At 70.0% G+C, this 12,353-nt stretch carries 9 protein-coding genes, 1 pseudogene and 1 riboswitch; of the genes and pseudogenes, 6 read left to right on the forward strand and 4 right to left on the reverse strand.

Annotation, left to right across the window (positions count from 1 at the left end; genetic code table 11):
- Positions 1–48 precede the first annotated feature (48 nt).
- Positions 49–1,815: pseudogene (locus tag K3769_RS37310) on the forward strand (FAD-binding dehydrogenase); the annotation flags it as partial.
- An 87-nt stretch (positions 1,816–1,902) separates the two neighbouring features.
- Here the strand turns inward: K3769_RS37310 and K3769_RS37315 are convergent.
- Positions 1,903–2,613: a FadR/GntR family transcriptional regulator gene (locus tag K3769_RS37315; protein ID WP_267030637.1), complete on the reverse strand. Its 711-nt coding sequence runs from the start codon at positions 2,611–2,613 to the stop codon at positions 1,903–1,905.
- 248 nt (positions 2,614–2,861) lie between these two features.
- Between K3769_RS37315 and K3769_RS37320 the strand changes: the two genes are divergently transcribed.
- The 5 genes from K3769_RS37320 to K3769_RS37340 all read left to right on the forward strand — a co-directional run bounded on the left by K3769_RS37320 (position 2,862) and on the right by K3769_RS37340 (position 7,965).
- On the forward strand, positions 2,862–4,103 hold the full coding sequence (locus K3769_RS37320; RefSeq protein ID WP_267030638.1) for an aminotransferase class V-fold PLP-dependent enzyme: 1,242 nt from the start codon (positions 2,862–2,864) through the stop codon (positions 4,101–4,103).
- 86 nt (positions 4,104–4,189) lie between these two features.
- The gene (locus K3769_RS37325) at positions 4,190–5,494 is read left to right on the forward strand and encodes an ABC transporter substrate-binding protein (RefSeq protein ID WP_267030639.1); all 1,305 of its coding nucleotides are present in this window, start codon (positions 4,190–4,192) and stop codon (positions 5,492–5,494) included.
- A 2-nt stretch (positions 5,495–5,496) separates the two neighbouring features.
- Positions 5,497–6,501 carry a carbohydrate ABC transporter permease gene (locus K3769_RS37330; RefSeq protein WP_267030640.1) on the forward strand — a complete coding sequence of 335 codons (1,005 nt, stop codon included), beginning with the start codon at positions 5,497–5,499 and terminating at the stop codon, positions 6,499–6,501.
- Complete coding sequence (locus K3769_RS37335) at positions 6,498–7,334, forward strand: carbohydrate ABC transporter permease (protein ID WP_267030641.1); 837 nt, start codon at positions 6,498–6,500, stop codon at positions 7,332–7,334. The genes K3769_RS37330 and K3769_RS37335 overlap by 4 nt, the downstream gene beginning before the upstream one ends.
- A 178-nt stretch (positions 7,335–7,512) precedes the next feature.
- Positions 7,513–7,965 (forward strand): MerR family transcriptional regulator, encoded by a 453-nt coding sequence (locus K3769_RS37340; protein WP_267030642.1) that lies wholly within the window; start codon positions 7,513–7,515, stop codon positions 7,963–7,965.
- Between the two features lie 13 nt (positions 7,966–7,978).
- On the opposite strand, the gene K3769_RS37345 is transcribed toward K3769_RS37340, so the two are convergent.
- The 3 genes from K3769_RS37345 to K3769_RS37355 form a co-directional block, all read right to left on the reverse strand.
- Positions 7,979–8,413: a cupin domain-containing protein gene (locus tag K3769_RS37345; RefSeq protein WP_267030643.1), complete on the reverse strand. Its 435-nt coding sequence runs from the start codon at positions 8,411–8,413 to the stop codon at positions 7,979–7,981.
- Between the two features lie 427 nt (positions 8,414–8,840).
- The gene (gene metE, locus K3769_RS37350; RefSeq protein WP_267030644.1) at positions 8,841–11,159 is read right to left on the reverse strand and encodes a 5-methyltetrahydropteroyltriglutamate--homocysteine S-methyltransferase; all 2,319 of its coding nucleotides are present in this window, start codon (positions 11,157–11,159) and stop codon (positions 8,841–8,843) included.
- Between the two features lie 165 nt (positions 11,160–11,324).
- Positions 11,325–11,542, reverse strand: a riboswitch (cobalamin riboswitch).
- 30 nt (positions 11,543–11,572) lie between these two features.
- Positions 11,573–12,352: an SDR family NAD(P)-dependent oxidoreductase gene (locus K3769_RS37355; protein WP_267030645.1), complete on the reverse strand. Its 780-nt coding sequence runs from the start codon at positions 12,350–12,352 to the stop codon at positions 11,573–11,575.
- Position 12,353 lies beyond the last annotated feature (1 nt).

A 12,353-nucleotide genomic window follows, 5' to 3' on the forward strand; every position in this document is an offset into this window, starting at 1 on the left:
CCCGTATCCCCGTCTCGCATCTCCTCCGTCTCCTCCGGAAGGCAGTCCATGGAGAACTCACCGGCCCTGGCCGCGATCACCCGGCGTCGCGCGTTGACGGCGGCGGGCGGCGCGCTCGCCGCCACCGCCCTGGCGCAGGCGACCGCCCCCGCCTTCGCGGCCTCGTCCGCCGCCTCGGACGCGGACGCGATCGTCGTCGGAGGCGGGCTGGCCGGCCTGGTCGCCACCGCGGAACTGGCCGCGGCGGGTCGCAGGGTGCTGCTTCTCGACCAGGAACCGGCGACGAACCTCGGCGGCCAGGCGTTCTGGTCCTTCGGCGGCCTGTTCCTCGTCGACTCCGACGAACAGCGGCTGATGGGCATCAAGGACTCCCAGGAACTGGCCTGGCAGGACTGGCTGGGCACCGCCGGCTTCGACCGCGGCCTCACCGACACGACGGGCCAGGACCACTGGGCCTACAAGTGGGCCGAGGCGTACGTGGACTTCGCGTCCGGCGAGAAGAGGTCCTGGCTCGCGGGCCTGGGCGTGCAGTGGTTCCCCATCGTCGGCTGGGCGGAGCGCGGCGGCGGTCTCGCGGACGGCCACGGCAACTCGGTGCCCCGCTTCCACGTCACCTGGGGCACGGGTCCCGCGGTCGTCGAACCCTTCGAGAAGAAGGTGCGGGCGGCGGTCGCGGACGGCAAGGTGACTTTCAAGTTCCGGCACCGCGTCGACGGGCTCGTGACGACGAACGGCGCGGTGACCGGCGTCCGCGGTGCCGTCCTGGAGCCGAGCAACGCCGCCCGTGGCAAGCCCAGTTCGCGCACGGTCGTCGGGGACTTCGAGCTGCGCGCCCCGGTCGTGATCGTCACCTCCGGCGGCATCGGCGCCAACCACGACCTCGTACGGCAGAACTGGCCGGCCCGGCTCGGCACCCCGCCCAAGACCATGATCACCGGAGTCCCGGCCCATGTGGACGGCCGGATGCTCGCGATCACCGAGAAGGCGGGCGGCCGGATCGTCAACCCCGACCGGATGTGGCACTACACCGAGGGCCTCAGGAACTACGATCCCATCTGGCCGGGCCACGGCATCCGGATCCTGCCGGGCCCCTCGTCCATGTGGTTCGACGCCACCGGCAAGCGGTTCGGCGCACCCGACCTGCCCGGCTACGACACCCTCCACACATTGAAGTCGATCACCGCCTCCGGGTACGACTACTCGTGGTTCGTCACCACCCAGAAGATCATCGCCAAGGAGTTCGCGCTCTCCGGCTCCGAGCAGAACCCCGACCTGACCGAGAAGAACATCTGGAAGCTGCTCTCGCGCATCTGGCAGACGCCCGAGCCGATCGAGAAATTCAAGAAGAACGGCGTGGACTTCGTCGTCGCCACGAGCCTGTCCGAACTCGTCCGCGGCATGAACAAACTGACCGGCGACGGCCTGATCGACCTGGCCGCCCTGCAACGCCAGATCGAGGCGCGCGACCGGGAGATCGACAACCCGTACACCAAGGACCTCCAGGTCATGGGGATCCGCAACGCCCTCGCCTACCCCGGCGACAGCATCAGCCGTACGGCGGCGGCGCATAAGATCCTGGACTCGAGTGCCGGGCCGTTGATCGCCGTTCGCCTCAACATCCTCACCCGCAAGACCCTCGGCGGCCTCCAGACCGACCTCTCCGGCCGGGTCCTGAACGCGAACGGCACGCCGGTGCCCGGTCTGTACGCGGCCGGGGAGGTCTCCGGGTTCGGCGGGGGCGGCGTCCACGGGTACCGGTCCCTGGAGGGGACGTTCCTGGGCGGGTGCCTGTTCTCGGGACGGGCGGCGGGCCGGCCGGACCCCCTTCCGGGAGCGCCCCGGAAGGGCGGTGGGCCGGGCCGTCGGACGGGTGCATCCCCCAGGGGTGCGGGAAACGGCGCGTCAGTCCGGCACGCCGTCGGTGTCCTGTTCCTCCACCGGCGGCATGAACGCCCGCAACCACCGCTCCGTCTGCGTGACATGTGCCTCCGCGGCCCCCGCCGCCGCTCCGGGGTCCCGGTCGGCGATCGCGGTCGCCAGCACCCGGTGGTCCGCGTCGCTCTTGCGCCGCAGCTCAGGACCCTCGGGAAGCGTGAAGATCTGGTACTTGCGGGAGCGCGCGCGGAACACCGCGAGCAGCGACGCCAGCGTGGGGTTCTCGGCGGCCCGCGCGATCTCGGCGTGGAAGCGGTGGTCGAGGTCCGAGGCCTCGGAGGGGTCCTCGGTGGCCTCCATGGCCTCGATGAGCGAGAAGAGTGACTTCACCGTCTCGGGGGTCCGCCGTGCGGCGGCTTTGGACGCGACATGCGCCTCCAGCACCCGCCGGATCTCGTACACCTCCAACAGGCCTGTCAGCGGCAGGAGTTCGAGGGTCAGGGAGAGGCTGCCGATGATGTCCTCCGGCCTGAGCTGGGACACATAGGTCCCCGAGCCGTGCCGCGGCTCGACCACACCGAGCGCCGACAGCATCCGTACGGCCTCGCGCAGGGGCCCCCTGGACACCCCCAGCTCCTCGCCCAGCTCGGCCTCGGGCGGAATGCGCTCACCCGGCCCGAGCCGCCCTGTCGCGATCATGTGGCGCAGGCCGTGGAACGCCCTGTCGACTGCGGACATCCGATTCCTCCCGTGGCGGGCCGGCGGCAGCACCGTAACCCTCGGGCACTCTAGCGACTCCCGGTCATCAGATGTCTTTGCTGTATCGGTCCAAAGTCATCTGATGACTAACGCTGCTTACCTCTTGCGTGGCGCAAAAATGCCGTGCAGGATGCCGAGTCATCATACGTGTCCCGCCCGATGTCAGATGTCTGCGGACTGCAGACCTGCTGTCGGCGGGCACTCGGGTTCGGTAGATGTGGAGTGATGTGAGCGAGACCGAGGTCACCACCGCCCCGCGTCCCTTGCTGCTGGCGGACGGCCGTCCCGCGGCCCGGGCGTGGTCGCTGGACCCCGTCATGAAGCACCTCAACCATGGCTCGTTCGGGGCGGTGCCGCTGGTCGCCCAGGAACGGCAGAACGAGTTCCGCGCCGAGATGGACAGTTCGCCGGTGGTGTGGTTCCCGGCCCTGCCGCAGCGGATCGCCGCCGCCCGGATCGACCTCGCGGCCTTTCTGCGGGTCGCCCCCGACGACGTGGCCCTGGTGCCGAACGCGAGCGCCGGCATCAGCGTCGTGTTCGCCTCGCTCCAGCGGCGCAGGGGTGGCAGCATCGTCGTCACCGACCACGGCTACGGCGCGGTGACCATGGGCGCCGAGCGCCTCGCCAGGCGCTGGGGCGGCGAGGTGCGTACCGCCGGGGTGCCGCTGGAGGCGAGCGAGGAGCAGGCGTACGAGGCCGTGATGGCCGCGGTCGACGACGACACGGATCTGATCGTCCTCGACCAGATCACGTCCGCCACCGCACGCCGGCTGCCGGTGGAGCTGGTCGGCGCGGAGGCCCGTCGGCGCGGTATCCCGCTCCTGGTGGACGCCGCGCACGCCCCCGGTCTGATCGAGGCCCCGCTGGCGGGCCTGACCTGCGACTTCTGGGTCGGCAACCTGCACAAGTGGGGCTGCACACCGCGCGGCACCGCCACGCTGGTCGCCCGCGGCGAGCTGCGCGAGGAGCTCTACCCCCTGATCGACTCGTGGGGCGCCGCCGATCCGTACCCCGACCGTTTCGACCAGCAGGGCACGATCGACGCCACCGGCTATCTCGCGGCCCCGGCGGCCCTGGACTTCGTCGAGACCACCTGGGGCTGGGACACCGCCCGCCGGTACATGGACGACCTGGCCGGTTACGGCGAGCGCGTCATCGGCGCGGCCTTCGCCGAACTGACCGGCGTCACCGGCACGGTCGACGTGGGCATGCCGGTCCCGGGCATGCGGCTGGTACGGCTGCCGGACGGGCTGGCGGGCAGCCGGATCGAGGCGGACGCGCTGCGTGACCGGGCCGCCCGCGAACTCGGCGTCGAGGCGGCCTTCACCAGCTTCGACGGCATCGGCTACATGCGGCTGTCCGCCCACGTCTACAACACCGCCGCCGACTACGAGTACTTCGCCGAGGACTGCGTCCCCCTCCTCGGCCGCTGGGCCCGCGCGGCCCGCGAACACCAGGGCGGGGCATGACCACGCCCGCAGCCCACGACCCGCACGCACCCCGGCGTCCGTAACGCCTGTCCCCCGGCACAGCAGCACAGAAAGAGGTCCCCGCGATGAGAAGAAGGACGGCAGCTCTCGCCCTCGGCACCGCCGCCACGATGGTCCTGACCGGCTGTAGCAGCATGAGCGGCTCCCAGGCCGACGGCACGGTCACCCTCAACATGGTGGAGAGCCTGACCAACCCCGCCCGCACGGACCTGATCAAGGGCCTGATAGCGGACTTCCAGAAGCAGAACCCCAAGATCAAGGTCAACCTGATCTCGCCGCCCACCGAGCAGGCCGACCAGAAGATCCAGCAGATGCTCCAGTCCGGCAGCGGGGTCGACACCCTCGAAGTGCGGGACACGACCGTCGGACCCTGGTCGAACAACGGCTGGATCTACGACATGAAGAAGGACCTCACCGGCTGGAAGGGCTGGGAGGCGATGACGGAGAACGCCGTCAAGGCCTCCCAGGACGCCAAGGGCAAGACGTACTTCGTGCCGTACGGCTTCTACGGACTGAGCGTCTTCTACCGCACCGACCTGATCAAGGAGGCCGGCTTCAGCAAGCCGCCGGCCACCTGGGACGACCTGCTGGAACAGGCCTCCGCCATCCACGACCCGGGCAAGCGCAAGTACGGGTACGCCTTCCGCGGCGGAGCCAACGCCCAGGGCAACGCCACCGCCATCATCGAGGCGTACGTGGCCGACGAGATCGACGCCGCCGACGGCTTCAAGCTGAAGAGCGGCAAGACGATCTTCTCCGCGCCCGAGGCGCAGGACGCCATGGAGACCTACCTGAAGCTCTTCAAGGAGGCGTCCCCGAAGTCGTCCGTCTCCTGGGGCTACCCGGAGATGGTCGAGGGCTTCTCGAACGGCTCGACGGCCTTCCTGCTGCAGGACCCCGAGGTCATCGCCACCGTCTCGGAGTCCAAGTCCATCAAGAAGGACCAGTGGAGTACCGCCCCGCTGGTGGCGGGCCCCAGCGGCAAGACCGTACAGCCGCTGGCCACCGCCGGATGGGGTGTCGCCAAGGGCAGCAAGCACAAGAAGGAAGCCGTCAAGCTGGTCGAGTTCCTCTCCGAGGGCAAGGCGTCGACGGACTTCACCAAGACGAACAGCCTGGTGCCGATCCTCAAGTCGGCCGCCGAGGACCCGTTCTACAAGACCGGTCCCTGGTCCAGCTACGTCACCATGACGGAGAATCCGGACACCTACCTCAACGTCAGCCAGCCGCGCGGGGTCGCCTGGTGGGCCGAGTGGCAGCAGAAGGCCGACGCCGACATCCAGAAGATGGTCCTCGGCAAGACGACGCCCAAGGAACTGCTGGCCGGCTGGGACACGTACTGGACCGAGAAGCGGCAGCAGGGGAACTAGCCATGCCCACCGCGTCCGAAACGACGTCCACGACGCAGACGGCCAAGACAGCTTCGACGGGAGCCTCCGGCAACGGGGGCGCCCGGCCCGTCCGCAAGGTCTCACCAGGCCGCCGCAAGCCCGAGTTCACCGCTCGGCGCGGTTTCCTCATCACCCTCTTCATGGCCCCGGCCGCGATCTTCGTGGCGGTCTTCACGTACTACCCGATGATCGCCGGCAGCCAGATGGCCTTCCGCCACTGGAACCTGACGGACCTGACCGACACCTCCTGGGTGGGCCTGCAGAACTTCCGCGACGTCTTCGCCGACCCCGCCTGGGGCACCGTGCTGAGCAACACCGCCATCTGGGTGTTCGGCTCGATCGTGCCCCAGCTGGTCATCGGCTTCGCCCTCGCGCTGTGGCTGCGCCGCAGGTTCCGCTTCCGCGGCCTCTACCAGGCGCTCATCTTCTTCCCCTGGGCGATCTCCGGCTTCCTCATCGGCATCCTGTTCCGCTGGATGTTCAACAGCGAGTTCGGCGTCGTCAACGACCTGCTCCAGAAGGTCGGCCTGATCGACGAGCCGGTCGCCTGGCTCGCCGACCCGAAGACCGCGATGTTCGCCGTCGTGGTCGCCAACATCTGGTACGGGGTCACCTTCTTCACGATCATGATCCTCGCCGCGCTGCAGTCCATCCCCGAGGAGCTGTACGAGGCCTCGGCGCTGGACGGCGCCGGCAAGGCGCGCACGCTCTTCCAGATCACCATTCCGTACATCCGGGTCACCCTCGCGCTGACCGTGCTGCTGCGTGTCATCTGGATCTTCAACTTCCCCGACCTGATCTTCGGGATGACCGGCGGCGGACCGAACAACGAGACGCACATCGTGACCACGTGGATGATCAAGATCACGCAGCAGGGTGACTACGGCAGAGCCTCCGCGCTCGGCCTCATCGTCGTCGCCACGCTGCTGGTGTTCGCGGTCTTCTTCCTTCTGGCCACGCGCGAGAAGCGAGAGGTGAAGCCGTGATCGGCAAGGAGTCCACGGCGGGCCGGGCCACCAAGTTCACCTTCCTGGGGCTGTGGCTGGTCTTCACCGTCTTCCCGCTCTACTGGATCACCATCACGTCGCTGAAGGCGCCCGGGGACATCTTCGCCTTCCCGATCGCCTACTGGCCCGAGCACTTCTCGCTGGAGAACTACAGCGGACTGTTCGGCAAGGCCGACTTCGGCGTCTACCTCACCAACAGCCTCATCGTGGCGACCGTCGCCGCCGCGATCGCCACCGTCATCTCGATGCTGTCGGCGTACGTACTGGCCCGCTTCGAGTTCCGTACGAAGTCGGCGCTGCTGATGGCCGCCCTGGTGACCCAGATGATCCCGACGTTCATCGCGCTGGGGCCGCTGTACCTGCTGATGACCGACCTCAAGATGGTCGACAACCGGCTCGGGCTGATCCTCGTCTACATCGCGGTCTGCATCCCGTTCTGCACGGTGATGCTCCGGGGGTTCTTCGAGAACATCCCGGACGCGCTGGAGGAGGCCGCGATGATCGACGGCCTGTCCCGGTTCGGGGCGCTGTTCCGGGTGCTGCTGCCGGTGATGCGGCCCGGCATCATCGCGGCGTTCATCTTCAACTTCGTCAACTGCTGGAACGAGCTGTTCCTGTCGGTGACGCTGATGAACAGCGACAGCAACAAGACCGTGCCGACCGCCCTGAACGGGTTCATCTCCAGCTTCAACATCGACTGGGGCTCGATGTCCGCGGCGGCGGTCCTGACCATCCTGCCCACGATGATCCTGTTCGCCTTCGCCAGCCGGCACATCGTCCAGGGGCTCACGGCGGGGGCGGTGAAGGGCTGAGGGAGGTCGCGGGGCGCCACGGGCCACGGGAAGTTTTCTTCCGCCCCACGGAGTGGGAGCACCACGGAACCGGCCTGATGATCACATACTTTACCTCGACGTCACGGTAGCGATCGACGTCCACCGCCCCATGCCCGGGCGGCGGACACAGACGAGACAGACGAGGTAGGGCGCCCGAATGAGCAGCGAGCACATGCAGATCGGCGAGGTCGGCGCGCGCACGGAGCTGGCGCTGCGCACGATCCGTCACTACGAGGCGACCGGCCTGGTCGCGCCCTCCGCCTGCTCCCAGGGCGGCTTCCGCCTCTACACCAGGGAGGATGTCGCGCGGCTCAAGGCGATCCGCCGGATGCAGCCGCTCGACTTCACCCTGGAGCAGATGCGCGACCTGCTCGCCGTCACCGACCGCCTCGACTCCGACGAGGAGATGACGGCGTACGAGCGGCAGTCCCTGCTGCGGCGCGTGCGGGAGTACGAGGAGCATGCCGTCTGGCAGGTGGAGAAGCTCCGCGCGCAGCTGGCGGAGGCTGAGGAGTTCGCCCAGACGCTCCGCAAGCGCCTGAGCCGGGACCGTGACCGGGAAAGGGACCGCGGTCGCGACCGGACCCGTGACCGGGCGCCCACGGCCTGAGCCGGTTCCGCCCCTACTCGAAGGCGCACCCAGGATTCGGGGCGTCCTGCGAGAAGGGGGCGCCGTGCGGCAGTACGTAGAGCACGGTGAGGACGACCGGGGTGTCACCCAGGTTGCGGCCTATGTGGACGTTGCCCGAGCCCGCCGGCTCCTGGACGGTGCTGCCCCGCGGATACACACCGTCCGAGGCGCACGTGGAGTCGAAGTGGCTCAGCGTGCCCTGCTTGACGTACGCGTAGAGCGGGCCGTCGTGGTAGTGCCAGCCGGTGGCCTGGCCGGGCGGCACGGTGATCTCCCGGACGACGTAGTCGGTGCCGCCGACCGTCTTCTGGGCGATCAGGGTGCCGGTGACTCCGGGGCCTGGCGGGGTGGCGTGGGCCGTTCCCCCGGCCAGGACGGTGACGGCGGCGACCGCGCCGACCACCGCGGTGCGGAACGAGGTACGCATGGGCAGTGCCTCCAGGTTCAGGAATCCGTGCGGCAAGGTGCCGCAGTGAACATAGAGCCACGCTGGCCCTGTTGGTATGGCAATCCATCAACTGGCCGTGTATGGAGCCCAGTTGGCGAAGTCAGGCCGCACTGTACGGCCGGGCCTGTTGTCACGCGTCGGCGCACAGGTCGTTGGTCTCCGCGCACTGCAGCGAGAGTCGGGGTGGACAGTCTGGTGGCGTCGGCGGGGGTGAGTTCCCGCATGCGCCGCGCCAGTTGCATCAGGAAGTGCGAGGACAGCGCGCCGACCCCCGTCCCGCCCGGGATGCGCACCGCGCTCAGCCGCCGCACCTCCCGGTGCGGCAGCGGGAGCAGTGACCGGGGGAAGCGCAAAGCAGGGGCCGGGAGGCGGGTTCCGTGTCCGCACTCCCGGCCCGCCGCGTGGATCAGGACGCGGACAGCTCCGTACGGATCGTGCGGGCCGCGGCGACCAGGTTCTCCAGGGACGCGCGGGTCTCGGGCCAGGCCCGGGTCTTCAGACCGCAGTCGGGGTTGACCCACAGGCGCTCGGCGGGAATGGCCTCAAGTCCCGCGCGCAGCAGCGCCGCCGCTTCGTCGGCGCCCGGCACCCGGGGGGAGTGGATGTCGTACACCCCGGGCCCGGCCTCGCGCGGATAGCCGTGCGCGGCCAGCTCACGGGCGACCTGCATGTGTGAGCGAGCCGCCTCCAGGCTGATGACATCGGCGTCCAGGTCGTCGATGGCCCGCACGATGTCACCGAACTCGGCATAGCACATGTGCGTGTGGATCTGGGTGTCCGGACGCACGCCACCGGTGCTGAGGCGGAACGCCTCGGTGGCCCACGCCAGGTACGCCGGACGGTCGGCGGCGCGCAGCGGCAGTGTCTCGCGCAGGGCGGGCTCGTCCACCTGGATGACCGAAGTCCCTTCCGCCTCCAGGTCGTTCACCTCGTCGCGCAGGGCGAGGGCGACCTGCCGGGCGGTGTCACCGAGGGGCTGGTCGTCGCGGACGAAGGACCAGGCGAGCATGGTGACGGGCCCGGTCAGCATGCCCTTGACCGGCTTGGCGGTGAGCGACTGCGCGTACGTCGTCCAGCGCACCGTCATGGGTTCAGGGCGGGAGATGTCCCCGGCCAGGATCGGCGGGCGAACGTACCGCGTGCCGTAGGACTGGACCCAGCCGTGCCGGGTGGCGAGGTATCCGGTGAGCCGCTCGGCGAAGTACTGGACCATGTCGTTGCGTTCGGGTTCGCCGTGCACGAGCACATCGAGGCCGGTCTTCTCCTGGAACGAGATGACCTCGCCGATCTCGGCCCTGATGCGCTCCTCGTACCCGGCGCCGTCGATTCGCCCGGCCCGCAGGTCCGCCCGCGCCGTGCGCAGCTCCGTGGTCTGGGGGAACGAGCCGATGGTGGTGGTCGGCAGCAGCGGCAGACCGAGGTGGGCGCGCTGGGCGGCGGCCCGCTCGGCGTACGGCTGGCAGCGGCGGGCGTCGGCGTCCGTGACGGCGGCGGCCCGGGCTCGTACGGCGGGATCGCGGGTGATCGCGGACCCGGCGCGGGAGGCCAGGTCGGCCCGGTTGGCGGCGAGTTCGGCGGCGATCGCGCCGGTGCCGCCCGCGAGCCCCTTGGCCAGCGTGACGATCTCGGTGGTCTTCTGCCGGGCGAAGGCGAGCCAGCGGCGGATCTGCGGCTCGATGTCGCGCTCGGCGGCGGTGTCGAGGGGGACGTGGAGGAGGGAGCAGGAGGCTGCCACGTCGACCCGGCCGGCCAGTCCGAGCAGGGTGCCGAGCGTGGCGAGGGAGGTCTCCAGGTCGTTGACCCAGATGTTGCGGCCGTCGACCACTCCGGCGATCAGCCGTTTGCCGGGCAGCCCGCCCACGGCGGCCAGCGCGTCCAGGTCGGCGGCGGCGGCCCCGGTGAAGTCCAGCGCCAGGCCCTCCACCGGGGCCTTGGCGAGGACCGGCAGGGCGTCGCCGAGCCGGTCGAAGTACGAGGCGACCAGCAGCTTCGGCCGGTCGGTCAGGGCGCCGAGATCCCGGTAGGCGCGGGTGGCGGTGTTCAGTTCGGCGGGCGTGCGGTCCTGAACCAGAGCCGGTTCGTCGAGCTGCACCCACTCGGCCCCCGCGGCGCGAAGGTCGGCGACGATCTCGGCGTACACGGGCAGCAGCCGGTCGATGAGCGTCAGCGGGTCGAAGCCGGCGGCCACGCCAGGCGCGGGCTTGGCGAGCAGGAGGTAGGTGACGGGTCCGACGAGGACCGGACGTGCGGTGAGCCCGAGCGCGAGGGCTTCCGTCAGCTCCGAGACCTGCTTGGCGGAGTCGGCCGTGAAGACGGTGTCCGGGCCCAACTCGGGCACCAGATAGTGGTAGTTCGTGTCGAACCACTTGGTCATCTCCAGCGGCGCCACGTCCTGGGTGCCGCGCGCCATGGCGAAGTAGCCGTCGAGCGCGTCGGCCTCGACGGCGGCGCGGTGGCGTTCGGGGATCGCGCCGACCATGACGCTGGTGTCCAGGACGTGGTCGTAGTACGAGAAGTCACCGGTGGGAACCTCGTGCACGCCGGCCTCGGCCAGCTGCCGCCAGTTCGTCCGGCGCAGGCCGGCGGCGGTCATCCGGAGGGTGTCGGCGTCGACCCGGCCCTTCCAGTAGCCCTCGACGGCCTTTTTCAGTTCCCGGTGCTGTCCCTGGCGGGGGTAGCCGTACACGGTGGCCCGGGCCGCCGCGGCTGCGGACTGCGCTGTCACGGAAATCTCCTTCGCGAGATATCTCCCTGGGATCCCGGGACGGGACGTGAACGCGAAGGGGTGACGAACCGGACGGAATCCGAGCCGCGCGCAGCGCGCGGCCGTCCGCCGGAACAAGTACGCCGACCCGCCCACGAGGTCACCGGGATCTCCGCGCGCGAATGGTTCGCGCACGGGCAGTTGGCAGGTCTTCGGACTCGCGGGCACATCCTCCCTGCGGAGGACACCTACTGGCCGTCGCTTCCCAGACCCGGCCGGGCCCAGTGCGTGTGACGGCGGTCGTTCCCACTCACCGCTGCGGGGCAGTCCCGGATTCCCACCGGGTTCCCTCTTGCGACGCACCCGCCTGGCGGACGGGGCGAACCAGCTGCACCGGCCACCCTACGGGTCACGGACCGGTCGTGGAAAACATTTCAGTGCACGGAGAAGCCGCCGTCGACGAAGACCGACTGCCCGGTGACGTACGCGGAGGCGGCGCTCGCCAGGAAGACCGCCGCGCCCGCGAAGTCCTCCGCGAGGCCGTTGCGACCGACCATCGTGCGCGCCGCCAGGGCCGCCACCTTCTCCGGGTCGGACGACAGACGCCGGTTCAGCGGGGTCATCACGAAGCCCGGCACCAGGGTGTTGACGGTGACCCCGTACGGCGACCAGGCCTCCGCCTGCGAGCGGGCCAGCGACTCCAGCGCCCCCTTGGAGACGCCGTAGGCACCGCTCTGGACGAAGGCGCGGTGAGCCTGTTGCGAGGTGACGTGGATGATCCGGCCGAAGCCCCGCTCCGCCATGGCCGGGCCGAAACGCCGGCCCAGCAGGAAGGGCGCGTCCAGGTTCAGGGCCATGGTGGTGTCCCAGACCTCGTCGCTGAGCTCGCTCATCGGCGGCCGGAGGTTGACCCCGGCGCAGTTGACGAGGATGTCGGGCTCACCGAAGGCCTCGACGGCCCGCTCGGCGGCCTCGCGCACGCCTTCACGCGTACCGAGATCCGCGCCCACCCAGGCGGCCCTGCAGCCGAGCGCCTCCAACTCCTCGACCGTGGCGGTCAGTTCCGCTTGCCCGCGCGCCACGACGACGACGCTCGCCCCGGCGCGGGCCAGCGCCTCGGCCACCCCCCGCCCGATGCCGGAGCTGCCACCGGTCACCAGGGCGACCCGGCCGTCCAGGGAGAACAGTTCTGCGAGGTAGTGCTGCGAGTCCATG

Origin of the sequence: Streptomyces ortus (assembly GCF_026341275.1) — a bacterium.
Classification (GTDB): domain Bacteria; phylum Actinomycetota; class Actinomycetes; order Streptomycetales; family Streptomycetaceae; genus Streptomyces; species Streptomyces ortus.

Coding starts and splice junctions, on each gene's coding strand:
- K3769_RS37315 (WP_267030637.1), bottom strand. CDS start 2,613: ATGTCCGCAGTCGACAGGGCGTTCCACGGCCTGCGCCACATGATCGCG.
- K3769_RS37325 (WP_267030639.1), top strand. CDS start 4,190: ATGAGAAGAAGGACGGCAGCTCTCGCCCTCGGCACCGCCGCCACGATG.
- K3769_RS37330 (WP_267030640.1), top strand. CDS start 5,497: ATGCCCACCGCGTCCGAAACGACGTCCACGACGCAGACGGCCAAGACA.
- K3769_RS37340 (WP_267030642.1), top strand. CDS start 7,513: ATGAGCAGCGAGCACATGCAGATCGGCGAGGTCGGCGCGCGCACGGAG.
- K3769_RS37345 (WP_267030643.1), bottom strand. CDS start 8,413: ATGCGTACCTCGTTCCGCACCGCGGTGGTCGGCGCGGTCGCCGCCGTC.
- K3769_RS37355 (WP_267030645.1), bottom strand. CDS start 12,352: ATGGACTCGCAGCACTACCTCGCAGAACTGTTCTCCCTGGACGGCCGG.